This is a genomic window from Aeromicrobium sp. Leaf289 (genome assembly GCF_001423335.1).
Lineage (GTDB): Bacteria > Actinomycetota > Actinomycetes > Propionibacteriales > Nocardioidaceae > Aeromicrobium.
The window spans coordinates 1,276,319-1,301,607 of the sequence record NZ_LMNK01000002.1; the positions used below are offsets into that span (position 1 = coordinate 1,276,319).

Below are 25,289 nucleotides of genomic sequence, written 5' to 3' on the forward strand. Positions count from 1 at the left end.
GGGGATCGTTGACGGAGCGAATGACGGCGGGCTGGACTCGATCCACATCTTCGTGAACGGGTACTGCGTGCGCGACGATACGGATCTGTCGGCGCTTGGTAGGAACGCGCAACTGGATTTGGTGCTTCTACAGATCAAGAACACTCGCGGGTTCTCCGAATCGGCGGTGGAGAAGATGATCGTTCATCTTCCTGAACTGCTTGAGTTCGAGCGCGACGAGGCCGCCTTGGCTCGACGATTTAATGGGCGCGTTATCGAAATCACGCGGCGCTTTCTGACGGCTTACCGCGCTCTTGAGATGCCCAGTCTCAGCATTTACTGCGGTTTCGCATCGTTGAAGGCTGACGAAGTTCACCCGAATGTCGTGGAGAAGGGTGAACGGCTCAATAGGATCTTGACTGAATGCTTCGGCGGGTGCACGCCCGCGGCGCATTTCCTCGTGGCGGCGCAAGTGGCAGACATGGCTCGAGAGCGAGTGCCAACATCGCGTGAGCTGGCTTTGGCTGAGAATCCGATTTCGACGGATACGGCTGGCGGGTACATCGGGGTGGTAAGGCTCGACGAGTATCAGCGATTCATCACCGATCCCTCTGGGCGTTTAGATGCCTCGCTTTTCGAGGCGAACGTTCGAGACTACGAAGGCGAGACGGGGGTCAATCGTAGTATTCAGTCGACGCTGGAACACGAAGACAAGGACGTCGACTTCTGGTGGCTGAACAATGGGGTCACCATCGTTGCCGACATGGTTCAGCCTGCGAGCAAATTGCTGAAACTCGAGTCACCTCAAGTTGTTAACGGTCTGCAGACGTCACACGAGATATTCAAGCGGGGCGGGGCTCACGGATTCACCGAGAATCGAAGTGTTCTCTCGTCAAGGTCATCCAAGCTGCCGACGACGGTGTTCGAGATCGGATCATTCAGGCGACGAACAGTCAGACAGCGCTGGGGACAAGTGCGCTGCGCGCCACGGATAAGGTGCAGCGGCAGATTGAGGAGCATCTTCGCAGTCAGGGCCTCTATTACGAGCGCCGGAAGAATTACTACCATAATCGTAGTATTCCGCTCAACAAACTTGTATCGATTGATCAAATGGGGCAGGCAGTGATGTCGATACTCGTCCAAGTCCCTCATATTGCTCGCGGCGAAGTTTCAAGCATCTTCTCCGATGAGGTTTACTACTCCGTCTTTGACAACAACCATCCCATCGAGATGTACTCGGTCGCAATCACACTCTTGCGCAGAACTGAAGAGTTCCTCAAATCGTCCCCCGATACCCGGGCCGATTCGGAGAACTTTGTTTTCCATCTCGCGATGTTCGCTGCAGTCGCAATGACGCGAAAGATGGTTCCCAAGCCTTCGGACCTCGCTGAATCGCTCGAAATCCCGTCAGACCGTCGGTTCCGAGAGCTGCTCAGTCTAGTTCGCGAAGAGTTTCGGTACGTGGCCGAGCGGAAAGGAGAGGTTCTTTTCGAGCGCGTGGCAAAAGATCCGTTCACCAGTAAGCGGCTGCAGGATCGGGCTCAAAGGTTCCTGCTGACCAGCCCGCGAGGCTGAGCGAGAAGCGACCAAGCCTCCTCCTCTGTCGTAGCTGGGCTGCGGGGCACCCATTCCGGCGCGCGGCGCGAGTGCGGGACAACGCAGCCTATAAGCCCGCTCGACCTAGTCGACTCAGCAAAGATTGCTATGTCTTCTTAGGCGGAGCGTGTCGGATCGCCGATTGGGTCTGGCGCGGGGCGCCGGTGCCTCATCGCTTTTGCTGGGTTGGGGGTCGCCAAGTGCGCGGCGCATGAAGTTGAGGGGCGCGCGGCGCGGCATGGGACCGACTCAGTGAGGTTCGAAACGCACCGGGAGTACCGATGTGCCCTCGTCTGAGATCGACCTACGTCCGAGATTCACACCGCCACGCCCTCCGGCCCGTCCGTGGCGAGTTCGTCGTGCTTGACGTTGAGCAGGATCCAGATGATGGCCGAGGCGGTCCAGATCATGAAGGCGCCCACGAGGAACGCGTTCGTCGCGCCCTCGGTGAAGGCGGCCTGTCCGATCAGCTCGTTGAGGCGCTCCGCCACGTCGGGCGCCGGCGCGCCGCTCGACCCGGACGCTGCCTGGATGGCGCCGCCGATCTCCTCGCCACGGTTGGTAGAGAAGTGCAGGGCCACCGTCGACAGGGCGGCCAGGCCGATGGCGCCACCCACCTGCTGCATGGTGTTGAGCACCCCCGAGCCGATGCCCGACTCTTCGGACGGGATGCCGTGCACCGCCACCAGGGTCATGGTCACGAACACCAGGCCCATGCCGAAGGCCATCAGGACGATGAACGGTGCGATGGCCGTCCAGTAGTTCACGTCGTCGCTCAGCGATCCGCTGCCGCCGGCGATGCGCAGCAGGTTGGCGGGGCTGTCGTCGACGCTGATCCGCGAGAACCCGAACAGGGCGATGCCAGCCAGGACGGTGCCGGTTCCGGCGATGAACCGGGGGTCGATGCGGGCGATCAGCTTGGACGACAGCGTGGCGCCGAAGACGATGCCGACCGTGAACGGCAGGAACGCGAAGCCGGTGTGCAGCGGGCTGTAGCCGAGCACGTTCTGCACGAACAGCGACAGGAAGAAGAACATCGCGAACATGGCCGCCGGGGTGATCATCATGGAGGCGAACGCCACCGAGCGGGCGCGGCTGGCGAAGATGCTCAGGGGCAGCAGCGGACTCTTGACGGAGCGCTCGATCACGATGAAGCCGACGAGCAGTACCGCCGCGACGACCAGCGACACGATGGTCGAGGTGTCACCCCAGCCGTAGCGCTCGTCGCCGGCCCGGGAGAGGCCGAAGACCAGCGCGGCCAGGCCGAGGGTGCCGCTGAGCGCGCCCGGGATGTCGAGGGCGAGGCGCTGCGGCTTGCTCTCGGGCAGGAACCGCGGCGCGAGGAACGCGGCCACGAGGCCGATCGGCACGTTGATGAGGAACGTCAGCCGCCAGCCCTCGAGGCTGCCCAGCTCCAGCCCGGTCAGCCAGCCGCCGAGGATCAGGCCGATCGCCGCGCCCACGCCCGACAGAGCGGCGTAGACGCTGAAGGCCCGGTTGCGCAGCGGTCCGGCGGGGAAGGTGGTGGTGATCAAGGCCAGGGCGGCGGGCGCGGCCATGGCCGCGCCGATGCCCTGCAGCCCACGCGACGCGAGCAGCATCGGCTCGTTCTGGGCCAGGCCACCGAGCGCCGAGGCGACGGCGAAGACGATGAGGCCGGTGATGAAGATCCGGCGCCGTCCGTAGAGGTCAGCCAGGCGGCCGCCGAGGAGCAGCAGGCCACCGAATGCGAGGGCGTAGCCCGTCACGATCCACTGCAGGTTCGCCTCGCCGATCCGCAGGTCGGCTGCGATGTAGGGCAGGGCGATGTTGGCGATCGTCGCGTCGAGCACGACCATCAGCTGCGCGATGCAGATGATGACCAGCGCCCAGCCCAGCCTGCGGTTGGTCTCAGGCGCGAGGTCCTCCGGTTCTGTGACGTGATTCCCGGCGTCGGGGGTGGTGTCGGTCATGAGGGGTCCTTCGGGGTCTGGATGGGGGAGTGGCGCAGGACGGCGGGGAGGATCACCTGGTCGATGACGGCGGTGATCCTCTCGGGGGTGGGCACTTCGCCCATGACGAACTCGCGGTGCAGCACGATGCCGGCGAGGGCCGACCCGACGATGTCGAGGTCGACGTCGTCGCGGATCTCGCCGCGCTCGCGGGCCTGGGCGAACAGCTCCTGGGTCGCCTCGACCTTGGGGCCGAGGAACCGGGTGCGGAAGCCGTCGGCGAACTCGGCGTCGCGGCCGAGAGCCGTGAGCACCCCGCTGAAGATGGCGATCTGACGTTCGTCGGTCAGGCCTCCGCGGCCGCAGTGCGAGGCGATGAGGTCGCCGCGCAGGGTGCCGGTGTCGGGAAGGGCGGGAAGAGGGCCCTTCTGGGCGAGGACCGCCTCGAGGACGAGGCTCGCCTTGGTCTCCCACCGGCGGTACAGCGTGGCCTTCGATGCCCGAGCGGCCGAGGCCACGGCGTCCATGGTCAGGCGGTCGTAGCCGACGTCGGCGAGGACGTCGAGCGCAGCCTCGAGGATCTCGTGCTCACGCTCGCCCTCCACGCGCGGACGGGCGGCGGCTGCGGCTTCTGCCGGGGTCATGGTGCTCCTGGTGCGCGACGAAACATGGATGAAACGGAACGGTACCGTTCCATTCGATGGTACGGACATGTTTCATCGGAGCGCAAGTCCTTTCCGGCAACGATCTGCCGGCGGTGGGATGAACGGCCGAGACCCGGCTCCTGCTCAGCGAGCTCTGGCCCTCACAGGGCCCGCAGTCGGCGTGGGACCCGTCGGCTACGCGTCCCGCCGACGTCGACCGACGGTCAAGGCGGCTCCGGCGAGCATGAGCAGGGCGCCGAGAACTGGGAGGGCGACGTTCGGGCCACCGGTCTCGGGGAGGGCCGAGGCGGCGGGGTCGCCGCGAGTGCCGACGCCGCTGCCCGCACCGCCGGCTCCAGCATCAGTCCCGTCGCCACCGTCAACCGGATCCGTGCCGTCGCCGGGATCCGTGCCGTCGCCCGGATCGGTGACGGCGGGGTCGTCGTCGGTGATCGTGATGGTCGCGGCGGCGTCACCGAGGGTGGCGCCGCCGGTGGCGTTCGTCAGGCTGAGCTCGATGGTCTCGTCCGGCTCGTCGACGTCGTCATCGGTCGTTTGGACCGTGAAGGTCCGCGAGGTGACGCCGTCGGCGAAGGTGAGGGTGCCGGTGGTCGGGGTGTACCCGTCTGCCCCGGCGGCTCGAGCTGCCCCGGCGGTCGGGTCGTCGGTCGCGTAGGTGAGCGAGACGCTGCCGTCGCTCCCGCCGGTGCGGGTCACGGTGATCGTGGCTGCCTCACCCTCCTGGACCGGGTAGTCCTGGGCCGAGAAGCCGAGGGTTCCCGGCTCCGCCGGCGGCTCGGGCTCCTCCTCGTCGTCGTCGGTGATCGTCAGGGTCGCGTCGCCGTCGCCGATGGTGGCGCCGCCGGTGGGGTTCGACAGGGTCAGGTCGACGGTCTCGTCGGCCTCCACCCGGGTGTCCTGCGTGGTGTCGACCTCGAAGGTCTTCGACGTCTCACCGTCCGCGAAGGCGAGCGTGTCGGACGCCGACGTGTAGTCGTCGGAGTCGGCGGTCCCGTTGCTGGTGGCGTAGTCGACCGTCACGTCGCCGTCCGTGCCACCGATGCGCTCGACGGTGACGGTGGCGGTGCCGCCCTCGTCGACATCGGTGTTGGTGACCGCGAAGCCGACGGTCCCCGGCTCCACGGGGGGCTCGGGCTCCTCCTCGTCGTCGTCGATGATGGTGACGGTCGCATCGGCGTCGCCGAGCGTGGCGCCACCGCCGGGGTTCGGCAGCTCCAGGTCCACGGTCTCGTCGGACTCGACGGAGGTGTCCTGGGTGGTCGCGACCGTGAAGGTCTTGGTCGTGTCACCGTCGGCGAAGGTCAGGGTGCCCGAGGCCGACGTGTAGTCGCCGGACCCTGCGGTCCCGTTGCTGGTGGCGTAGCCGACGGTCACCTCGCCGTCGGATCCGCCGGTGCGCTCGACGGTGACGGTCGCGGTGCCGCCCTCGTCGACGTCGGTGTTGGTGACTGCGAAGCCGACGGTTCCCGGCTCCACGGGGGGCTCGGGCTCCTCGTCGTCGTCGATGATCGTGACGGTCGCGTCGTCGCCGCCGAGGGTGGCGCCCCCGGTGGGCTTCAACAGCGTCAGGGTGACGGTCTCGTCGGACTCGACCGCCGTGTCCTGCGTGGTCGCGACCGTGAAGGTCTTGGTCGTCTCACCGTCCGCAAACGTGAGGGTGCCGGCGGAGGAGGTGTAGTCGCTCGATCCGGCGGTCCCGTTGCTGGTGGCGTAGTCGACGCTCACGGAGCCGTCGGTCCCGCCGGTCCGCTCGACGGTGACGGTCGCGGTGCCGCCCTCGTCGACCTCGACGTCCGAGGTCGCGAAGCCGAGAGCGCCCGGCTCCGGCGGTGCGGTCACCTGGACGACCGCCGTCGCCTCGTCGTTCGTCGGATCGGGGTCGACGCCGAGGCCCTCGACGGTGGCGGTGTTCGACACCGTGCCCGCCCGGGTGGCGGTGACGACGATCTCGACGATCTTCGACGTCCCGCCGAAGATCTGACCCAGGTCGCAGGTCACGGTGCCCGAGACCTCCGTGCAGGCGTCCGACGTGCCCTCGCGCTTGAAGGTCACCCCGTCGGGGAGCTCGTCGATCGCCGTCACCCTGAAGGCCGCCGTGTTGGCCGGCCCCGCGTATCCGACCTCGAGCTCGTACGTGATGTCGTCGCCGACCTCCGCCTGCAGCACACCCGCGGACTTGCTGATGGACAGGTCGGCCGGGGAGTTCGGGTCCTGCACGAGCGTCGACGTCGTGGAGGAGTTGTTCGTCGGGTCCGGGTCGGCGGTATCGCCAGCGACCGTCGCGGTGTTGGAGACCCGACGCAACACGTCGGAGACGACGACGATCTCGGCCGTCTCGGTCGCGCCGGCGGCGACGGTGCCGAAGTCGCACGTCACCACCCGCTGCAGGAAGTCAGGCTGGCAGGCCGACGACGTCCCGGCGGACTTGAAGCGCGTCCCCTCCGGCAGCACGTCGGTCGCCTCGACCTCGGCCGCAGCATCCGTCCCGTTGTTGGTGACGGCGATCTCGTAGACGAGGTCGGCGCGATACACCACCCGCGACGGCGCGGTCTTCACGATGGACAGGTCCGTCGTCGGCGGCGGGGTCCGGACCACCGTGGTCGCGGTGGAGGAGTTGTTGGCCGAGCTCGGGTCGTCCAGGTCGCCCTGGATCGTCGCGGTGTTGGACACCGTGCCGACCTGGTCGGCCGTGACGCCGATGGTCACGTTCTTGATCCGTCCGGGCTCGTAGTCACCGGCGTCGCAGGTGACGGTGCCCGCGTCGTTCGTGCACTCCGGCGAGGTCGTGTCGGGGTCGAAGGTGACCCCGTCGGGCAGGACGTCGGTGATGGTGACGTCGCTCGCGGTGTCGGGGCCGGCGTTGTAGCTGCCGATCTTGTAGAGGAAGCCGTCGCCGTCGTCCACCCGGGTGGGGGCCTGCACGGAGACCGACAGGTCGGCCGAGGGGTCGGTCGGCGGCGGCGGGTCGGCCGCCTCGACCACGGTCGAGATCTCGATGGAGTCGTTGTCCGGGTTCGGGTCGGTCTGAGCGGGCCGGAAGAGGCTCGCGGAGGCGACCTGGTCCCCGACCTTCAGCGGTCTCGCCACGATGGTCGCGCTCTCGGTCGCGCCGGCGGCGAGGTCGCCGAAGTCGCAGGTGACGGCCGTGGCGCCGTCGATCGTCGTCCGGCAGAACGACGAGGTCTTGGCGAGGTCGAGGACGACGTCGTTGCCGAAGACGTTGCGCACGAACACGTCGGGCTTGACCGACGTCGCCGCGGTGGTCGAGTAGTTGCTGACGTCGAGCGTGTAGGTGAGGTCGGAGCCGGACTTCACCGGGTTGGGAGCTCCGGTGAGCGTCAGGCCGAGATCGACGCCCGGGGGAGGGGGGACGTTGACCGAGTAGGTGGCCGGGGCGGACCTGGTCTGCGGGATCTCGCCGTACCGGTCGTCGAAGATCGCGACGATCGCGTGGTCGGTGCCGTAGGGCAGCGAACCGGCCCGGACGCGCTTGACGTACGTGCCGTTCTGGGTGCTGTCGATGAAGTCGCCGGTGATGTTGGAGCACGGGCAGGCTCCGGGCGCGTCGGGGCTCGTCGATCCGTTGGCCTTGGTGTAGTCGACGAAGCGGATGTTGCCCACCGGCGTGACGCCCGTGGAGGTCGTCACCGTGGTGGTCAACGTCACGATCGTGTCGGGGTCGACCGGACCGCTGGGGCTCGCGGTCACCGTGACGTTCGCCGAGACCGGACCGCCCGGCCACGTGGCGGTCACGAGGCCACGGCCGTCCTTCTCGCCCTGGATGTCGAGACGGTCGGTCGGGAGGGGATAGGCGTCCACCTGGCCACCGGTCTTGGACGAGGTGTCGGTGGCGCGCGGCGTGATGTAGCCGCTGCCTCCGCCGCCGCCCGAGGGGTTGACGGCGAAGACCACGTCGCTTCCACCGCCGCCGAAGTAGCCGCCGCCTCCCCCGGCGCCAGGGTCGGAGATCGCGAGCGGTCCCGAGGCGCCCGACCCACCGAAGCCCCGACCGGCGCTGCCTGCTGCGCCGGGGGACCGGCCGGCCTGTGTCTGGCTGCCGCCCCCGCCGCCCGACGAGCCGACCCCGCTGTCGCCGTCGAAGCCTCTGTCGCCGCCGCCGGCACCGCCCTGGATGCATCCCTCGGTCGTGCAGCCGCTGAAGCCGCCTCCGCCGCCGGCGACGATGAGGCGGTCGAGCAGGCCGTAGGTGCCCTCGCGAACGTCGGACGCGCCTCCTCCGCCTTGCGCGCCGGTGAGGAGTGAGCCGGACTCGATGGAGGTGCGACCGCTGTTGCCACCGCCGTTGAATCCGCCGAGCTGCTTCGTGTCACCTCGTGCGGGTCCGCCGACGTTGACCTGGTAGTCGGCGCCGGGCGTCAGCCTCAGCGTCCCCCGCGCCATGCCTCCCCAGTCGCGGGACTCGCGGAAGGTGCCGGACGACCTTGCGCCGTACGTCGTGAACGTGACGTTCGGCTGGTAGTACGGCGCCCTGAAGGTGTCGGTGCCGACCGTGGCGTACCGGCATCCGGTGCCGTTCATGTCGGTGCCCGTGGCGCCGCAGGGGTTGGCGGTCGGGACGGCCGCCACCGGGGCCACGGCGGCTGCGACAGGTCGTGGCGCTGGGGCGGCCTGGGCGGGCGCCATCCACGTCATGGTCGAGGTGACGACGGCGACCGCGAGCGCGGCCGTCCTGGAGACTGCCCGGCGCTGCTTCATGCATGGTTCCGATCGTTGGTACCGGCCCTCGGCCCACGATCGTGCGTGCGGAGGTCGACGTGTGGTGCAGGGTTCGTGACGAATCACGGTCCCCGATGGAGCGCGTCGACGTGGTCAGGCTAGTCGAGCCCGGCGGTCGCCGGGGGTGAAACTGGGACGAATGTCTTCACGTCTCATCGTCGTCGGTCGCGGGACGCGTTGGTCCGTCGGGTGGCCGGCGCCGTGCGCGGGTCGTCGGGCCACGCGTGCTTCGGGTAGCGACCGCGCAGGTCGGCCCTGACCCCCGGGTAGCCGTTGTCCCAGAAGGAGTCCAGGTCGGCCGTGACGGCGGCCGGCCGTCGGGCGGGGGAGAGCAGGTGCAGCAGGAGCGGGACCCTGCCGTCTGCGAGGGTGGGCGCCGCGGTCCAGCCGAAGACCTCCTGCAGCCTGACCGCGAGCACGGGCTGCTCCTGGGCGTAGTCGATCCGCACGTTCGAGCCGCTGGGAACCTCGACCCGCTCGGGCGCCAGCTCGTCGAGCCTGGCTGCTTCGGGCCACGGCAGGAGAGCACGGAGGGCCGCGCCGACGTCGATGCGTCGGAGGTCCTGCGCCGAGCGGACCCGCGCGAGCTGCGGCCCCAGCCATGCGTCGAGGTTCGTCGTCAGGGCCTCGTCGCTGACGTCGGGCCAGGGGTCGCCGAGCGCACGGTGCAGGAAGTCGAGTCGGGTGCGCAGCGCCGTGGCCGCCTCCGACCACCTGAGGAGCCCGATGCCCTCGCTCTCCAGGGCCTCGCCGATGGCCGCGGTGACCGCCTCGGTCGGCGGGTTCGTGATGGGGACGGACGCGAGCTCGATCGCGCCGAGCATCGTGCGTCGTCGGGCCAGCACTCGCCCGTCGGACCAGGTGACGTCGTCCACCTCGGTCCACAGTGAACCGGCCGCTTCGAGCGCCAGGTCCTCGGTGAGCGGGGCCGCCGCCCGGATGCGTGCCTCGCGCTCGCCGGACCGACGGTCGGCGTCGCCGACGGCGAGCCACTCGAGCCCGGCGAGAGAGCTGGAGTCGCGGCGGTCGAAGGCGGCGCCCGTGCCGCCCGTCATCAGGTAGCTCGATCCGCCGGGGCGCTTGCGCGCGATCCGGTCGGGGTGGGCCAGGGCCACCACCAGGCCCACCGCCACGTCGTCCGTGAGGGCTCGTGCGTCGTCTCCACCGCGCTTGCCGTCGAGATGCTCTCTCGCAATCACCTCGAGCCGCTTCACCTGGGTGCGCCACGAGCCGGACCGGTCTCCGTTGCGCAGCGAGCGGAGTGCCGCGACGAGGTCTCCGCCGGGAGCGCGGACGTCCTCGCTGAGCATCCCCACCACCTCGGCCGCGCGCCTCGCCCCGACGAGACCGGCCCCGTCGATGAGGGCCCGTGCCAGCCGTGGGTCCACCGGCACGCCGGCCATCACCCGTCCGCGTGGGGTGGCCCGTCCGTCTTCGTCGATCGCTCCCAAGTCCAGGAGCACCTGCCGCGCTGTCTCCAGGGCATGGGCAGGCGGCTGGTCGAGCAGCGCCAGGTCGCGCACGTCGTCGCTGCCCCAGCACGCCAGCTCCAGGGTGAAGGCCGTCAGGTCGGCGGTGGCGATCTCGGGTTCGGGGTGGTCGGCCAGGTGCGCGTGCTCCTCCTTCGACCAACAGCGCAGCACGGCGCCAGGGCCCAGGCGGCCGGCTCGTCCCGCCCGCTGCTCGGCGGCCGCCTTGCTCACCGAGACGGTGACCAGCGACGACAGCCCGCGGCGGTGGTCGGTGCGCGGCTCGCGCGAGAAGCCGGCGTCCACCACGACCCGCACGCCGGGCACGGTCAACGACGACTCGGCGACCGCGGTCGAGACGATCACGCGACGACGCGGACCCTCGCTGAGCGCCCGGTCCTGCTCAGCGCCGGACAGGCGTCCATGGAGCGGGTGCACGTCCGCTGGCACATCTCGGAGACGTCGGATGGTCGCCTCGACCTCACCCACGCCCGGCACGAAGACCAGCACGTCGCCCTCGAGCTCGGCGAGCGCACGTCGGACGGTCGCCGCGACGTGGTCGTGGAAGGCCGGGGTGATGCCGCGGTCGTCGGTGCGGCGCGCGCCAGGAGGCAGCGGGCACCAGACCGACTCGACCGGGTGAAGAGCGCCGGGGACGTCGATGACCGGGGCCGCCGCGCTTTCGTCATCGAGCAGTGCAGCCGTCCGCTCGGCCTCGATGGTCGCCGACATCGCGACGAGCGTCAGGTCGTCGCGCAGGTTGGCGCGGATGTCGATGAGCAGCGCCAGGGTCAGGTCCGCGTCGAGGTGGCGCTCGTGCACCTCGTCGAGCACGACCGCCCCGACGCCGGCCAGCTCGGGATCGTGCTGGATCCGCCGGAGCAGCAGGCCGGTGGTGACCACCTCGACGCGCGTCCGTCGGCTGGTCTTCCGGTCTCCGCGCACGGAGTACCCGACCGTTTCCCCGACGGGCTCGCCCAGCAGGTTTGCCAACCGACGGGCAGCGGCGCGGGCGGCGATGCGGCTGGGCTGCGTGACGACAACCCTCCCCTCGACGGCAACAGCGACCGCGGGCGGGACCAACGTCGTCTTGCCGGTGCCCGGCGGAGCCTGGACCACCGCGACCCCGCGGCTGCGGAGCGCGTCGGCGAGCGCAGGCAGTCCCGCGACGACCGGCAGGTCGGGCGGTGCGGCGAGCAGCCTGTTGAGCGGGTCAGACACGTATGCAGTGTGCCTAGTGACCCCGACGCCTCGAGAAGGGAGGCCGGGGACGGTGAGCAGCCACGTGTCGTGATGAATTCATCTCGCTCATCCCCCATGCTCCCGTCTTGCGACGCAACTGTGTGCGATCGCGGATGACGGGGAGGTCTTTGAGGACGGTTCGCCGCCGACGAAAGCCACGACTTCTGACCTTCAGACAATCGTTGTCGCCCCGGGGGCATCGGCAGGACTCAGACCCAGTCGCTCAAGAAGATCGATTGGCACGTATAGCTTCGAGCGGGAGTTCTTCTTCAACCGCTTCTTCAACTTGGTCGACTCTTCATCGGCCAGATACTCGAGGACAGTGCGTGCTGGAGACCAATCAAGGTTGTGACTTCCGCCGCGGGCGGCCCTGCCTGTCGAGAGAATCTCGGACGTGCGTGTTACGGCATCGAAATCATCCCCACCGATAACGTTCTTCGCCGTCGATAGGAGTGACGTCGCCAATCGCTTTTTGTCTGTGGGCAACTGATCGCCGGACCAGTTTTCTTCGAGCACGTCAATCATACTGTTGATGGCATCAAAATGGTCGGTGTCTACTGGGAAGGGCGGACTATTCTCAAGCACTTCGAGGTTCGTGACCGCCAGCTCAACGTGCTCTAGCATGGCTTTCGCTTGGTGGGCGACCCGTTCGCGTGGCCAGCTCAATCTATCGGTTTTATAGACGACATCGTGTGTTGCCACCGTCCAAGCGTGCTGCAGGAATGTACGGATCTGAAGTTCAAATACAACCGTGTCCATTTCGGTAGGAGGCAACGTTTCGTCGGTGCCGAACCGAAGGTACAACCGCACGTCGTCGAAAGGGAAGTCGGAAGGTTTCTTCGAAGTTCGATTGTGCACAGTGGGACGTCGATCGCGAAGCTCGAAACGACCCAGTATCAATTCCTCCGCTTCGGCAAGATCCGCCAAATTGGGCACGACCAGAACACACGCTAGGAAATCTTCGAGCGCTAGCGGATCCTTGGCCATGCCTGACTCCACTTTCACGGCGAAGCTCTCAAGTTGCTTGAGCCGAGACTCGTAGTGCCAGTGTTTGGCCTTTAGGCTCCCGACCGCACTCGAAACGCGTGTCTCGAGTTCGCTGTTGATGCGGTGCTGCTGCTCGAACGCAGCCCGGATCTTCGGGCTTACCTTCACGAGCTCTTCAGTAGCCGTCGCAGTGTCTCGAGGCGTTCTCGGCGCTGAGGAAGCTCTGTCGATGCGCCGACGGAGGACGCCTTGTATCGAGCCACGTTCAGATCCGCCCCTGTCAGGCCCTCTGCAACTTCGGGGAGAGAGCTGATCGCGTCGTCGCTGTGAGTTTGGGAGGGATCTAGGGATCCGTCATCGACGAGTGAGTCAACGGTAGTCTCTGGCAGCATTTCGAACTGCGCGACCTGCTGCATGAAGGCGACGTACTTCGGCGCGAAAGCGCGGGCATCATCGTCCGACATGTGCTCGAGGACGATGAGAGCCCAGAGAGAGTAGAGGTGAACGAACGGCTGCGCCCATCTAGTCGCGGCCTGTTCGTGCTCATTGAGTGCTCGAAGGGCATCTTTGGCGGTCTGGAATTTGTGTCCGAAATCCTCGGGATCGAAACTCGATGCCTCGTCATCGGCCTCTTCGTGGTCGGCATACAACTCGTCCAGTGCAAATTGGTCGAAACCGGTGACGTCCTTTTTGATAACGACGCCACAAAGCTCGCTCAGGTTCTGTACATCCATCATGCGCTTCTCTTTGGCGCTGGTTCGAACTTTCAGGTCCTTCCATAGATCATCTCGGACTTCCTCCTCGACGAAAGTGATGAACCATCCGTCGAAACGAGCATGACGCAGCTCCTGGCGCGTCAGTTTCCTCGAGTTCTTGTTGAGTCGCGCGAACACATCTTTGATAACCGGAGCCTCGATAGAATCGATAAGCTCCACGGGGATTGGGTAGTCCCACAAACTTTTCTTCTGTTCGGGCGTGAGGTCCCGCCAGCGCTTTCCATCCAGGCGGTCGTCACCGAAATCTTTGGGCAGATAGACTTTATTCGCGACGAATTGAAGGATTGTGGACAGGCGCTGCTTCCCATCCACGACATGGTATGTGGCCTGTCCGTCGTCGCTAATGGATTTATGTAGGAAGATGGCTGGCGAAGGGTAGTTGCGGAAAATAGTGTCCAGAAAGTAGCGGCGGTCCCCGGCGGTCCAAACGCTTCGACGCTGATACGACGGGTCAAGGTTCAATTGCCCGTTCCGGGACAAGTCAAGGAACCAAGAAACGTCCTGCGTAGTAGGCCTGCGCTCAACCCTGGTCTGCCCTGACTCCGACACACTCTGCTCCCTTGTCCGCTACTGGTGGTTAGATGTTGCCATCTCTTGGTGGCACGCGAAGCAACTTGAGGTCGCTGACGTTGACCTGCGTCGATCCGCTGATTGCTTGAAACTGCAAGTTTGCGTCCTCGCTTTGCAGAAACGGGAGCAACCCTTCCAGGGTCTCATCGGTCAGACCCCGCTTCATCGAATGCAGCACGTTGACATGGTTCTCGAAGGCGACGCCCTCGGTCGAGCAGTCAGATTCTCGAATCACCTGCAGGCGCAACCGCGGACGTTGTTCCTTCGGTGAGAAGCGCCTGAGGACGACGTAGTTGCCTGGGGGGAAAATGTGGCGTTGCGTTTCGTCGCTCACGGTGATCTCTCGGGGTGGGCGCCGCGAACTATCGCGGATTCTAAGATGCCCAAAGTTGGCATCGATCAGGGGAACGAAGCCGTCTGTTGCTTGTCCATGGGGGCGGATGGCATGTGGAAATCGGAAGTCGACGACGCTGCCGGTCGCGATCGATAGGGTCGGAAACGCCTTCGGAAGAAGTGGCCATGAGGAGCGATCGGGAGGGTCTGTTTGAGTGGGCACTGCGATCACTCGCCCGTACTCGTTCGGCCAGAGGACCTGATCCGTTGGCAACAGCCGGCCCTGATCATCACTCACGTCGGGGCCGCTTGACGAACTGAGTCTGATCGTTGGCGGTGAGTGAATTGACTTCCGGATCTCCACTATCACTGTCTCTTGAAGTACATCGTCGCGCTTAAAGACGGCTGACCTGCTCTCGAACGTGTGGACTCGAGTAAGGGAGGTTCTGTTGAATATGTGTCTACGCAAGGCCTCGAACTGCTTTCCATTAAAGAAGCTGCGTGGAACAAGTGCGATTAGAGTTCCGTCGTCGGCAAGGAGATCTGTGCAAAGCCAGAGAAAAGCGGCATAGGCATTCGATACCTTGATTCCGAGCGATCGGAGGAATTTCCACTCGGCTGAGCTGGAGTTCAGTTGCTGGTAGGGCGGATTGGTAACGACGATGTCGAAGCGCCTGCCGCGATCGAGCATCTCGGAAGCAAACCGGAAGAAGTCCCTGTCATGGGTGACGATCTGGGCTTGCTCAGCCCCCGACCAGTCGCGGGAATCAATTTCGAGCAGGCGCGCCATGACAGGATCGCTCTCCACCAGGTGTATTTCAAGGTCGGAGGACCGCGTCATCAGATTCAGTGCCGTCTCGGCAAGGATGCCGCCGCCGGCGCCAGCGTCCAACAGTTTGCAGGTACCGAGCGGGCGCGCGCGCGACGCCCACTCGGCCATCACACGGGCGACCGAGTCGGGTGTGTAGAAACTTCCGTGGTTGCGCGTGCTGAACCTGCCCGACCTGGAGCCGGGACCGGTGACTGGGGGCTCCACGCCGATACTTTAGCCGCGGACGAGGACGAGGGAGTTTCTGTGGTTGTGGGAGCGTCGTCCAGCGCTCCGCGTTCGTCGGGTGTCCGGAAGAGATGGCACCGGTCTTCTTGGACCGGATGTCTGCCGGGAGTTTTGATTCCGCCAGAATCCCCCCATGCCCCTGAACTGGAACCTGCACCACGACGGCAAGACGATCCGGGACGGCGAGATCGTCCGACCGGGGGAGCGGCTGACGTGGCCGCGGACCATCGGGCTGGGTGCGCAGCACGTGGTGGCGATGTTCGGTGCGACGTTCCTGGTGCCGACGATCACCGGGTTCCCGGTCACCGCCACGCTGTTCTTCTCCGGCGTGGGCACGATCCTGTTCCTCGTCCTCACGCAGAACCGGCTGCCCAGCTACCTCGGGTCGTCGTTCGCGTTCCTCGCGCCCATCGGCGCGGTCGCGGCGTCGGGGGCGTCGATCGAGGTGGCGATGTTCGGCATCGTCGTCACGGGCGTGATCCTCGCGGCGGTCGGCGCGATCGTCATGAAGACCGGCATCGGGTGGATCAACGCCCTCATGCCGCCGGTGGTGGCCGGCTCCATCGTCGCGCTCATCGGCTTCAACCTGGCGCCCACGGCAGTCAACAACGCGAAGGCCGGGCCGTGGATGGCGGTCATCACGCTCGTCGTCCTCGTGCTCACCATCGTCGTGTTCAAGGGCCTCATCGGTCGGCTGTCGATCATCGTCGGCGTCGTCGCCGGCTACGTCTACGCCGGGGTCACCGGTGCGCTCGACTTCGACCCCGTCGGCAAGGCCGACCTGCTCGGCCTGCCCGCGTTCAGCACCCCCGAGATCAGCTGGGTGTTCATCCCCGCCTTCCTGCCCGTCGTGCTCGTGCTCATCGCCGAGAACGTCGGCCACGTGCGCAGCGTCGCGCAGCTGACCGACGACGAGTCCATCAACGAGCGCACCGGCCGGGCGCTGTTCGCCGACGGCCTCGCGACGACGATCGCCGGAGCCGGCGGAGGATCCGGCACCACCACCTACGGCGAGAACATCGGCGTCATGGCCGCCACCCGCGTCTACTCCACCGCCGCCTACTGGGTGGCCGGTGCCATCGCGATCCTGCTGTCGTTCTCGCCGAAGATCGGCGCCCTCATCAACACCATCCCCACCGGCGTGCTCGGCGGCGTCACCATCGCCCTCTACGGCCTCATCGGCATCGTCGGCATCAAGATCTGGATCGACAACAACGTCGACTTCGCCCTCCCGGTCAACCAGCTCACCGCCGGCATCGCCCTGGTGATCGGCATCGGCAACCCCGAGCTGAAGGTCGGCGACATGGTGTTCAACGGCATCGCGCTCGGCACCATCGCCGCGCTCGTGGTCTTCCACGTCATGACGTTCATCGAGAAGCAGCGCCAGACGCCCTGAGCCGACGTCGAAAGAACCCCGCGGCTCATCCCTTCGGCCGATGCTGCGGGGGAGCGGGCCTGCCTAGCGTGAGGGCATGAACCCGACCTTCCAGCTGGCCCTCGGCGTCGTGCTCGTCGTCGCCGGCGCGGTGCTGGCGCTGGCCTTCTCCGACACCGAGCTCTTCTGGTTCCAGGGCCGACCGTTCGGCTTGGTGCTGGCCATCGTCGGCGCGATCGACCTCGCCGAGGCGTTCAGCCGACGTCGCCGCACCTGACGACCGACCCGATCCAGGGGCAGACTGGACGGGTGAGCGACACCGACCCCATCGACCTGTCCCTCGGCCGCCTTGCCGGCGCCTTCGGCTCCGACTTCACGTGGGGCACGGCCACCGCCTCGTACCAGGTGGAGGGCGCCGTCGACGTCGGCGGACGCACCCCGTCCACGTGGGACGTGTTCACCGCGCAGCCCGGTCGCGTCGAGAACGGCGACACCGGCGAGGTGGCCTGCGACCACTACCACCGCTACCTCGAGGACGTCGGCCTGCTGCGTTCCCTCGGCGTCGACGCCTACCGCTTCTCGCTCTCGTGGTCGCGCATCCAGCCCGACCCCAGTGGCGCCGTGAACCCCGAGGGCCTCGACTTCTACGACCGGCTCGTCGACGCGCTGCTCACCGCGGGCGTCGAGCCGTCGGCCACCCTCTTCCACTGGGACACCCCGCAGTGGCTCGAGGACCTCGGCGGGTGGGAGAACCGCGACGTCGCCGAGCGCTTCGCCGACTACACGTCCGTCGTCGCGGCCCGTCTCGGCGACCGCGTGACCCGCTGGATGACGATCAACGAGCCCGTCGTGGTCACCCTGCTCGGCCACGGCGCCGGCGTGCATGCCCCCGGCAAGACCCTCGGTTTCGACGCCCTCCCCGTGGCCTACCACCAGCTGCTCGCCCACGGCCGTGCCGTGCAGGCCCTGCGCGCCGCCGGCACCGGGCCCGTCGGCATCGTCAACAACCACGTGCCCGTGTGGCGCCTCGACGACACCGACGAGACCGAGCAGGCCGCCACCTTCTTCGACGACCTCTACAACCGCCTCTTCGTCGACCCCGTGCTCCTCGGCCGCTGGCCCTGGGAGGGCATGGAGGCCGGGTTCAGCGGCTACCGCGACGACGACCTCGCCGTCATCGCCACCCCGCTCGACTTCTTCGGCGTCAACTACTACAACCCGCAGCTCGTCGGACCCCCTGGTGCCAGCAGCGAAGCCGCCAGCGACGGGCTCCCGCTGCCGGCCGACCTGCCGTTCTCGCTGCACGAGATCGACGGCCGCGAGCGCACCGACTTCGGCTGGCCCGTGGTGGCCGAAGGTCTCACCGAGGTGCTCGTCGGCCTGAAGGGGCGCTACGGCGACGCGCTCCCGCCCGTGTACGTCACCGAGAACGGCGCCTCCTACGCCGACGCGCCCGGCAGCGACGGCCACGTGCGCGACGAGCGCCGCACCCGCTACCTGTTCGACCACCTGGCCGCCGTGCTCGACGCCCGCGACGCCGGGGTCGACGTGCGCGGCTACTTCCACTGGTCCCTGCTCGACAACTTCGAGTGGGCCGCCGGCTACTCCCAGCGCTTCGGTCTCGTGCACGTCGACTACGACACCCTCGTGCGCACGCCGAAGGACTCCTTCAAGGCCTACCGGGCGGTCATCGCGTCCCAGCGTCCCGACTGACCGTGACCGATTGCCCGAAGGACCGAGATCACTTGGGGCGACGCTCGCGCTTGGAGAGGCGGTAGTACATCGCGGTGATCAGCAGGCCGAGGACGGAACCCGCGGCTCCGATGGAGAACGCGATGTTCGCGGCCATCGTCTGACCCGTGAACTGCAGCACCATCACCACCAGCACCATCACGAGTGCCCACAAGCCTGACAGGTAGAACGCTCGGTAGTGCTTCGGCCCGTGCTTGAACATGGCTCAGACGCTAACGGCAGAGCCCTGGATGCGCCGCTCGAGCTTGTACGCCTGCCTCACATTGATCGTGCCGCGATGAGGTCGCCAAACCGGGTCGGTGGCGACCCGCGGGGTGCAGACTGACCGCATGGCCATCGACGACGTCCTGACCGCGCTGCGGAGCCTGCCCGGCGCGCTCGAGCTCGCGCCCGAGGAGGGCAGCAACCACCCCGAGATCTCGTGGGGCGACCACTTCTTCTACTACGCCCCCAACGGCGAGGTGCCGACCAACCGGCAGCCGCACACGACGATCGTCACGAAGAACTACCCCGACGACACCGTCTCGAACCTCGACGAGCCGGGCCGCTGGCGCCTGAACCTCAACGTCGGTGCCGACGCCTACGCCGACCTCTTCGGCCACCCGCCGGGCCAGCTCAGCGTGGCCGACGTCGACCACGCCGCCACGGACACGTTCGTCCCGCACCCGATCTACGGCGCGTACGGCTGGGTGTCCGTCGTGAACCCGGGGGAGAAGACGGTCGACCGAGCGATCGAGCTGGCGCAGTATGCTCACGACGCCGATCGTCGACGTCTCGAGCGACGTGAGGCGGCCGGCTCGGCCTGAGTGTCGATCAGGCCTGGGGGCTCAGTCCTGCGCGAGCCGCATGGCCATCCACGCGTCGTCGAGCAGCACCGGCGGCGTGGCGCCCCAGCCGAACTCGTGGACCACCTCGGCGACCTCGTCGGCCGAGAGGTCGTGCGGCGGGAAGCACACCCATACGAGCGGCACGGAACCGAGCTGCGGGAAGACCTCGTCGACCTGCTCGGCGAACGCGGTCACGTCGTCGGTGATCACCACGGTGGCGTCGAGGGAGTGCACGTACTCGTCGAACGTCTCCACGCCCTCGGGCAGCGGGTCGAGCAGCGAGCGCTCCTCCACGGTCTCGCCGACGACCCACACGCGGAAGCCGTCCGTGATGCCGAGCAGGTCTGCCGTGGCGGTGCCGTCCATCCGGCCAGTGTAGGACGTCAGTGCTGCAGAACTTGCGCAGCGAAGTCGTGGATCACGCGCCCCTTGTCCAGGCCCTTGCGCTCGAACTTGGTCAGCACGCGACCCTCGAACCGGTCCACGGGGCCGCCGCTCACGTGGGGGCTGGCCGCGATGACCTCGGACATCTGCTCGCCGTAGTCGGCCCAGTCGGTGGCCAGGCGCCACGTCCCGCCGGGCTCGAGAACCCGCGCGACGAGCTCGGTGAACGGCACCGTGACCAGGCGTCGCTTGGTGTGACGCTTCTTGTGCCACGGGTCGGGGAACCACGTCCACAGCTCGTGCACCGACGTCGGCTCGAGCGCCGTTCCCAGCATCTCGGTGGCGTTGGCCACCGCGAGCCGGATGTTCGTGACGCCTGCCGCGCGCGCCTGCAGGAGCGTCGTCGCCACGCCCGGCACCCACACCTCGATCGCGAGGAAGTCCCACTCCGGGTGCTGCTGGGCCGCGGCCACCACGTTCTCGCCGCGTCCGCTGCCGATCTCCACCACCAGCGGCGCGGTGCGCTCGAACACGCGCTCCGGCTCCACCCGCCAGTCGGGGGTCACCGACGTGTCGGTCCCGGCCCGCGGGACGTCGAGCACGTACGTCTCGGCCATCGCGTCCCACGCGTCCTGCTGCTTCTCGGTCAGGCGTCCTCCGCGACGGGTGAACGAGACCGGCTCACGGCGGAAGCGGGGCGGGTCCTCGGCGGTGGCGGGATCTCGCGGCTGGTCGGCAGCGTCGGGCATGGCTCGAACCCTAGATCGTCGGCCACGATCGGGTGCATGAGCACCGTCGACGAGAGCATCGTCCCCGACGACAAGGACTGGACGTGGGTCCTGCAGGAGCCGTGCGCCGAGTGCGGGTTCCGCGCCGACGACGTCGACCCGCGCGGGGTGGCCGACATGGTGCGCGCCTGCCTGCCCCGTTGGCAGCAGGTGCTCGCTCGTCCCGATGCGGCGGTGCGGCGCCGCCCCGACGTCTGGTCCGACCTCGAGTACGCGTGCCACGTGCGCGACGTCCTCGTGCTCTTCGCCGAGCGGCTCCGGCTCATGCTCACCGCCGACGAGGGCGAGGCCCGCTTCGCCAACTGGGACCAGGACGCGACCGCCGTCGAGCAGCGCTACGCCGAGCAGGACCCGGGCGTCGTGGCCCGCGAGCTGACCGCGGCGGGGGAGCAGTTGGCCGAAGCCTTCGACGCCGTCCCGTCCGACGCGTGGGGCCGCGTCGGCCTGCGCAGCGACGGCTCGGTCTTCACCGTCGAGACCTTCGCCCAGTACTTCTGGCACGACGTGGCGCACCACCTGGCCGACGTCGACGGCTAGTCGGAGCGCGACACGCGGACCCGGTGTCGTGCTCTGCGAGGTACTGCGCAGTGCGTGGTACTGTCCACCGCATGGATGCAACGCAGCTGCTGAAGGGCGTGCTCGACGTGGCCGTGCTGGCCGTCGTGGAGTCCGAGGACGGGTACGGCTACGACGTCGTGCGCCGCCTGCGCGCCGGAGGGCTCGAGGACGTCGGCGACGCCTCCGTGTACGGGACGCTGCGGCGCCTCTACGCGGCCGGCGCGCTCACGTCGTACGTGGTGCCCTCCGAGGAGGGGCCGCACCGCAAGTACTACGGCGTCACGCCCGAGGGGCGCTCGATGCTCGCGGCCCAGCGCAAGGTCTGGGCCGACTTCGCCGACACCATGAACCGACTCCTGACGGGGGACGCCGCATGAGCACCACCATCCCGACCGAGATCAGCGCCTTCGCCGCCCGCGTGCGCGCCCAGCTGGCCGACCTGCCCGCCGACGAGCTCGAGGAGCTCACCGAGGGCCTGGAGGCCGACCTGGCCGAGGCCTACGCCGAGGACCTCGCCCGCGAGCTCCCCGACCCCGTGGCCTACGCCGCCGAGCTGCGCGCCGCGGCCGGCCTGCCACTCAAGGAGGACCAGCGCTCCGGCCTGGCCGGCGGCCTCGACTCGTTGCGCCAGGGGGCGAGCGAGACGTGGCGCGACGTGACCCTGGCCCTGCGTCGGAGCCCGGTCGGCCGGGGCGTCCTCGACTTCCTGTCCGTGCTGCAGCCGGTCTGGTGGGTCACCCGGGCCTGGTTGGCCTCGTGGCTGGTCGCGGCGTTCTTCGGCTGGGAGTCCGGCTTCGCCCCCACGACGCTCGGCACGTGGATCCTCCTCGCCGCCTTCGTGACGGTGAGCGTCCAGTGGGGTCGTGGCCTCTGGGGTGCCCCACGGATCGGCCCGCTCCTGGTGCTCGGCAACGTCGTCGCCGCCGTCGCTCTCCTTCCGGTGGTGGCCACGGCGCAGTCCTGGGAGACCAGCACCTACGAGATGACCTACGTCGGCTCCGAGGACCCGGCGGGGATGTCCCTCGACGGCTCCAGCATCACGAACATCTACCCCTATGACGCGCAGGGCCGCCCCCTCAGTGGCGTGCAGCTGTTCGACCAGGACGGTCGCGCGCTGGCCCCCGCTCTGAACACCGTGCGCGACGAGTGCGCGAACGGCTGCACCGACGGCATCGCCGCCGACGGCACCGCGTGGTCGCCGGCGACGCTGGAGACCGGCCAGGACGTCATGAACGTCTACCCGCTGTCCGTCGTGCAGCACGTGCTCGACGAGCTCGGCTCGGCCTCGTCGGCCGTCATCGGGGAGGCGAAGGTTCCCGAGGCCCCGTTCCTCAAGGTGCCGGCACTGGCCCCTGCTCCCGAGGCGTCGACGAGCCCGTCCGAAGCGCCGTCGACCGCCCCGACCGACGCGCCGGACTGATCCACCCGACACGGACTGGTTTCCCTGCGAAACCAGTCCGTGTCGGGAAACAATCGCGCCTCTCGGACGTTATGTAGGGTGAGGTCACATCGACTTCCTCAGTAGTGCTGAGTACTGATTCCCGGAGGGAACCATGCAGAGCAACAACCCCGTCTTCAACCGATCCGAGGGGTTCAACGGCCGTGGCACCAGCACGGCCCGCGCCACCGATCCTTCGCAGTGGAAGATCGACCTCGACGGCTCGACCTCGCAGCCTGGCCCCACGCACACGTCCACCGGACGTGGCACGGGCGTCATGACCATCGAGTCCACGGTCGAGAAGACCGCCCTCACCCTGGGCGTCGTCATCGCGACCGCCGCGGCAGCATGGTTCCTCATCGGTGACATCGCCACCGACCAGGCGGCGGTGCAGAAGGCCTTCGGCTTCGCGTTCGCGGGTGCGATCGTCGGCTTCGGCCTCTCGCTGGTCAACTCGTTCAAGAAGGTCATCAGCCCCGCGCTGGTCCTCGCCTACGCGGTGGCCGAGGGCGTCTTCGTCGGCGCCTTCTCCAAGGTCGTGGCCGGTTGGGTCGGCGACCCGACGATCGTCTTCCAGGCCGTCCTGGCCACCATGGTCGCGTTCGGCGCCACGCTGGCGGCCTACAAGTTCTTCAACATCCAGGTCACGGACAAGTTCCGCAAGATCGTCACGATCTCGATGTTCGCCTTCGTCGGCGTCATGCTGGTCAACTTCGTGCTCAGCATCACCGGCGTCCTCGAGGGTGGCGGCCTGCGCGGCATGGACGGCCTCGGCCTCGTGGTCTCCGCGATCGCCGTGGTGCTCGCCGTGTTCATGCTGATCATGGACTTCGACTTCGTCGAGCGCGGCGTCGAGGCCGGCCTGCCCGAGCGTGAGTCGTGGCGCGCCGCCTTCGGCCTCACGGTCACGCTGATCTGGCTCTACATCGAGATCCTGCGCATCCTCGCGATCCTGCGCGGCTCGGACTGACACCACTCCACACGACGGCCGGCCACCCTTCACGGGGTGGCCGGCCGTCGTCGTTGCTGGACCGCGACCCCGGCCATGGGGGCAGAGATTCTTCCTTCTCGTGGAACGGTCCACGAGAAGGAAGAAGCGTTCGTCCGCGGACGCGCGAAGGGAGAATCGTGGGTCAGCGGCGGCGCAGGATGCGGGCCCAGCGGCCGTCGCGGGTGACCTCGGTGCCCTCGCGCAGCGCGGCCTTCTCTGCGGCGTCGGTGAGGGACATCGTGCCGGGGGAGCCGCCGAAGTGCGCCACGGCGAAGTCGCGGTCGCGCTCGCGCCACGCGGCCGCCAGCGACGGGACGAGCACCGAGACCATGTTGGCGTAGCCGGTCTCGGAGGGGTGGAACCGGTCCTCGCCGAACATCACGTCGTACTTCTCGGTGAACAGCACGCCGAGCAGGCTGCCCAGCGAGACGGCGCGACCGCCGGCGCGGACCGTGGCCACGGTCTGCTTGCGGGCGAGCGAGCGGCTCTTGCGCCGGGCGATCCAGCGCAGCGGCTGGGGGAGGGGTCGCACGGTCCCGAGGTCGGGGCACGTGCCGACCACCACCTGGGCGCCGCCGTCGACGAGCTTCTTCACGGCCGAGCCGAGCAGCCGGGTGGACTGGTAGGCGGGCACGCGGTGGGTCACGTCGTTGGTGCCGACAACGATGACGACCAGGTCGGGATCGAAGTCGCCGGCTGCCTCGATCTGGTCGCGCAGGTCGTGGGTCTGCGCGCCCACGACGGCCTCGGAGCGGATCTCGACCTGGGCGTCGAGCACGTGCGCCAGGCCGATGCCGAGCATGGCAGGAGGAGTCGCGTCGGCACGGGCCATGCCGTAGCCGACGGCTGCGGAGTCGCCGAGGACCAGGCAGCGCACGGGTTCACGGGGCAGCTCTTCGCCGTACAGGCCGTCGGCGCTCGGTGGACGCGCGTCGGTGATGCCGATCGCCCGCTTCGCGACCATCAGCTCGCTGAAGATGACGCCGTAGTAGCCGGTGACGGCGGCTGCCCCTCCGATCGCGGCCTGGGACGCGATCTTGCGGGGGATTCTCACGACGCCATGCTAGATCCACCCGCCTGAGAGGGCCGCCCCAGAACCGGCCCGGAGGGAGTGTGGGTCCTCACACCTACGATGAGCGGCGTGAGCGTCGTCATCCCCAACTTCCGTGACGTCGGTGGTGTCACCGGCCTCGACGGTGCCTCCGTCCGGCCTGGTCTGCTGCTGCGCAGCGGCGTGCCCGAGCCCACCGACGTCGTGCCCGACGGCACCCCGTGGCCGCCCTCCCTGGTGCTCGACCTGCGGTCCGCCGTCGAGCACGGTGGCCCGCACCCGCTCACCCCGCTGGGTCCGAGGGTCGTCACGCTCTCGCTGCTGCAGGCGCTGCGGCCCGGCTGGCACGAGGACACCCCGACCCTCAAGCACCTGTACGGCGAGGTGCTCGACACCGCCGGCGAGATGCTGGCGCAGCTGGTCGACGAGGTCGCCCAGGCCGCCGCCACGGGAGGGTCCACCCTCGTCCACTGCGCGGCGGGCAAGGACCGCACCGGCATCTCCGTGGCGCTCGTGCTCAGCCTGCTCGGGGTGCAGCGCCCCGACGTCGTCGCCGACTACATGCTCACCGAGCGGGCCACCGCCGAGATCGATGCCCGGCTTCGCCATCCCGGCTCCGACCACCCGCCGGTGCCGGCCGCGTTCCTCATGGTCCCGCGCGACGCGATCGAGCACGTCATCGACCGGTGGGACGCCCACCCCGGCGGCGTCGAGGGCTGGTACTCCTCGGTCGGCGGCGACGCAGGCACCCTCGACCGCCTGCGCACCGCCATGCTGTCCTGA

21 protein-coding genes and 1 pseudogene are annotated in these 25,289 nt (G+C 68.1%); 11 read left to right on the plus strand and 11 right to left on the minus strand.

Annotated features, from left to right (window positions below):
• Positions 1–460: 460 nt before the first annotated feature.
• Positions 461–817 (plus strand): annotated as a pseudogene (locus tag ASF37_RS17655) (AIPR family protein); the annotation flags it as partial.
• 98 nt (positions 818–915) lie between these two features.
• A complete protein-coding gene (locus ASF37_RS17660) occupies positions 916–1,554 on the plus strand; it encodes an AIPR family protein (protein WP_369815234.1) in 639 nt (212 codons plus the stop codon).
• A gap of 338 nt (positions 1,555–1,892) precedes the next feature.
• Here ASF37_RS17660 and ASF37_RS10215 read toward each other — a convergent pair whose 3' ends face one another.
• The 7 genes from ASF37_RS10215 to ASF37_RS16880 all read right to left on the minus strand — a co-directional run bounded on the left by ASF37_RS10215 (position 1,893) and on the right by ASF37_RS16880 (position 15,321).
• Positions 1,893–3,527: an MFS transporter gene (locus ASF37_RS10215; RefSeq protein ID WP_056580230.1), complete on the minus strand. Its 1,635-nt coding sequence runs from the start codon at positions 3,525–3,527 to the stop codon at positions 1,893–1,895.
• A complete protein-coding gene (locus ASF37_RS10220; RefSeq protein ID WP_056580232.1) occupies positions 3,524–4,150 on the minus strand; it encodes a TetR/AcrR family transcriptional regulator in 627 nt (208 codons plus the stop codon). The genes ASF37_RS10215 and ASF37_RS10220 overlap by 4 nt, the downstream gene beginning before the upstream one ends.
• Before the next feature lie 195 nt (positions 4,151–4,345).
• Positions 4,346–8,887: a Calx-beta domain-containing protein gene (locus tag ASF37_RS10225; RefSeq protein ID WP_056580234.1), complete on the minus strand. Its 4,542-nt coding sequence runs from the start codon at positions 8,885–8,887 to the stop codon at positions 4,346–4,348.
• A gap of 173 nt (positions 8,888–9,060) precedes the next feature.
• Positions 9,061–11,598, minus strand: a complete 2,538-nt coding sequence (hrpB, locus tag ASF37_RS10230; protein WP_235499974.1) for an ATP-dependent helicase HrpB — start codon at positions 11,596–11,598, stop codon at positions 9,061–9,063.
• A 192-nt stretch (positions 11,599–11,790) separates the two neighbouring features.
• Positions 11,791–12,774 carry a hypothetical protein gene (locus tag ASF37_RS16875; protein WP_162239952.1) on the minus strand — a complete coding sequence of 328 codons (984 nt, stop codon included), beginning with the start codon at positions 12,772–12,774 and terminating at the stop codon, positions 11,791–11,793.
• Positions 12,771–13,931: a DUF262 domain-containing protein gene (locus ASF37_RS10235; protein WP_082506469.1), complete on the minus strand. Its 1,161-nt coding sequence runs from the start codon at positions 13,929–13,931 to the stop codon at positions 12,771–12,773. The genes ASF37_RS16875 and ASF37_RS10235 overlap by 4 nt, the downstream gene beginning before the upstream one ends.
• A 28-nt stretch (positions 13,932–13,959) precedes the next feature.
• Positions 13,960–15,321, minus strand: a complete 1,362-nt coding sequence (locus ASF37_RS16880) for an N-6 DNA methylase (protein WP_162239954.1) — start codon at positions 15,319–15,321, stop codon at positions 13,960–13,962.
• Positions 15,322–15,475: 154 nt separating this feature from the next.
• Here ASF37_RS16880 and ASF37_RS10245 point away from each other — a divergent pair, with 154 nt between their 5' ends.
• From ASF37_RS10245 to ASF37_RS10255, 3 genes are all read left to right on the plus strand, one after another.
• Positions 15,476–16,738: a uracil-xanthine permease family protein gene (locus ASF37_RS10245; protein ID WP_056580240.1), complete on the plus strand. Its 1,263-nt coding sequence runs from the start codon at positions 15,476–15,478 to the stop codon at positions 16,736–16,738.
• Positions 16,739–16,814: 76 nt separating this feature from the next.
• Positions 16,815–16,994, plus strand: coding sequence for a hypothetical protein (locus tag ASF37_RS10250; protein ID WP_056580242.1), 180 nt, complete (start codon positions 16,815–16,817; stop codon positions 16,992–16,994).
• 32 nt (positions 16,995–17,026) lie between these two features.
• Entirely contained in the window at positions 17,027–18,430 is a 1,404-nt protein-coding gene (locus tag ASF37_RS10255; RefSeq protein ID WP_235499975.1) for a GH1 family beta-glucosidase, read from the plus strand.
• Between the two features lie 28 nt (positions 18,431–18,458).
• On the opposite strand, the gene ASF37_RS10260 is transcribed toward ASF37_RS10255, so the two are convergent.
• Complete coding sequence (locus ASF37_RS10260) at positions 18,459–18,671, minus strand: hypothetical protein (protein WP_056580244.1); 213 nt, start codon at positions 18,669–18,671, stop codon at positions 18,459–18,461.
• Between the two features lie 127 nt (positions 18,672–18,798).
• Between ASF37_RS10260 and ASF37_RS10265 the strand changes: the two genes are divergently transcribed.
• Positions 18,799–19,275 carry a DUF6194 family protein gene (locus ASF37_RS10265; RefSeq protein ID WP_056580573.1) on the plus strand — a complete coding sequence of 159 codons (477 nt, stop codon included), beginning with the start codon at positions 18,799–18,801 and terminating at the stop codon, positions 19,273–19,275.
• 21 nt (positions 19,276–19,296) lie between these two features.
• Here ASF37_RS10265 and ASF37_RS10270 read toward each other — a convergent pair whose 3' ends face one another.
• Complete coding sequence (locus ASF37_RS10270) at positions 19,297–19,662, minus strand: hypothetical protein (RefSeq protein WP_055964608.1); 366 nt, start codon at positions 19,660–19,662, stop codon at positions 19,297–19,299.
• A gap of 17 nt (positions 19,663–19,679) precedes the next feature.
• Positions 19,680–20,429, minus strand: a complete 750-nt coding sequence (gene trmB / locus ASF37_RS10275; RefSeq protein ID WP_056580246.1) for a tRNA (guanosine(46)-N7)-methyltransferase TrmB — start codon at positions 20,427–20,429, stop codon at positions 19,680–19,682.
• A gap of 36 nt (positions 20,430–20,465) precedes the next feature.
• Between trmB and ASF37_RS10280 the strand changes: the two genes are divergently transcribed.
• The 4 genes from ASF37_RS10280 (at position 20,466) to ASF37_RS10295 (ending at position 23,434) form a co-directional block, all read left to right on the plus strand.
• A complete protein-coding gene (locus tag ASF37_RS10280; RefSeq protein WP_056580248.1) occupies positions 20,466–21,005 on the plus strand; it encodes a DinB family protein in 540 nt (179 codons plus the stop codon).
• 71 nt (positions 21,006–21,076) lie between these two features.
• Positions 21,077–21,403 carry a PadR family transcriptional regulator gene (locus tag ASF37_RS10285; RefSeq protein ID WP_055964618.1) on the plus strand — a complete coding sequence of 109 codons (327 nt, stop codon included), beginning with the start codon at positions 21,077–21,079 and terminating at the stop codon, positions 21,401–21,403.
• Positions 21,400–22,446 carry a hypothetical protein gene (locus ASF37_RS10290; protein WP_056580250.1) on the plus strand — a complete coding sequence of 349 codons (1,047 nt, stop codon included), beginning with the start codon at positions 21,400–21,402 and terminating at the stop codon, positions 22,444–22,446. Before ASF37_RS10285 ends, ASF37_RS10290 begins: the two co-directional genes overlap by 4 nt.
• Before the next feature lie 133 nt (positions 22,447–22,579).
• A complete protein-coding gene (locus ASF37_RS10295) occupies positions 22,580–23,434 on the plus strand; it encodes a Bax inhibitor-1/YccA family protein (protein ID WP_055964625.1) in 855 nt (284 codons plus the stop codon).
• A 163-nt stretch (positions 23,435–23,597) separates the two neighbouring features.
• Here ASF37_RS10295 and ASF37_RS10300 read toward each other — a convergent pair whose 3' ends face one another.
• Entirely contained in the window at positions 23,598–24,509 is a 912-nt protein-coding gene (locus ASF37_RS10300) for an SGNH/GDSL hydrolase family protein (RefSeq protein ID WP_056580252.1), read from the minus strand.
• Between the two features lie 87 nt (positions 24,510–24,596).
• Here ASF37_RS10300 and ASF37_RS10305 point away from each other — a divergent pair, with 87 nt between their 5' ends.
• Positions 24,597–25,289, plus strand: a complete 693-nt coding sequence (locus ASF37_RS10305; RefSeq protein WP_056580254.1) for a tyrosine-protein phosphatase — start codon at positions 24,597–24,599, stop codon at positions 25,287–25,289.

Excerpts from the sequence above, each read along its gene's own strand:
- ASF37_RS10270 (WP_055964608.1), bottom strand. The coding sequence starts at position 19,662 with ATGGACGGCACCGCCACGGCAGACCTGCTCGGCATCACGGACGGCTTC.
- ASF37_RS10250 (WP_056580242.1), top strand. The coding sequence starts at position 16,815 with ATGAACCCGACCTTCCAGCTGGCCCTCGGCGTCGTGCTCGTCGTCGCC.
- ASF37_RS10290 (WP_056580250.1), top strand. The coding sequence starts at position 21,400 with ATGAGCACCACCATCCCGACCGAGATCAGCGCCTTCGCCGCCCGCGTG.
- ASF37_RS10245 (WP_056580240.1), top strand. The coding sequence starts at position 15,476 with ATGCCCCTGAACTGGAACCTGCACCACGACGGCAAGACGATCCGGGAC.
- ASF37_RS10295 (WP_055964625.1), top strand. The coding sequence starts at position 22,580 with ATGCAGAGCAACAACCCCGTCTTCAACCGATCCGAGGGGTTCAACGGC.
- ASF37_RS10265 (WP_056580573.1), top strand. The coding sequence starts at position 18,799 with ATGGCCATCGACGACGTCCTGACCGCGCTGCGGAGCCTGCCCGGCGCG.
- trmB (WP_056580246.1), bottom strand. The coding sequence starts at position 20,429 with ATGCCCGACGCTGCCGACCAGCCGCGAGATCCCGCCACCGCCGAGGAC.
- ASF37_RS10215 (WP_056580230.1), bottom strand. The coding sequence starts at position 3,527 with ATGACCGACACCACCCCCGACGCCGGGAATCACGTCACAGAACCGGAG.
- ASF37_RS10285 (WP_055964618.1), top strand. The coding sequence starts at position 21,077 with ATGGATGCAACGCAGCTGCTGAAGGGCGTGCTCGACGTGGCCGTGCTG.
- ASF37_RS10280 (WP_056580248.1), top strand. The coding sequence starts at position 20,466 with ATGAGCACCGTCGACGAGAGCATCGTCCCCGACGACAAGGACTGGACG.
- ASF37_RS10225 (WP_056580234.1), bottom strand. The coding sequence starts at position 8,887 with ATGAAGCAGCGCCGGGCAGTCTCCAGGACGGCCGCGCTCGCGGTCGCC.
- ASF37_RS10260 (WP_056580244.1), bottom strand. The coding sequence starts at position 18,671 with ATGTTCAAGCACGGGCCGAAGCACTACCGAGCGTTCTACCTGTCAGGC.
- ASF37_RS10220 (WP_056580232.1), bottom strand. The coding sequence starts at position 4,150 with ATGACCCCGGCAGAAGCCGCAGCCGCCGCCCGTCCGCGCGTGGAGGGC.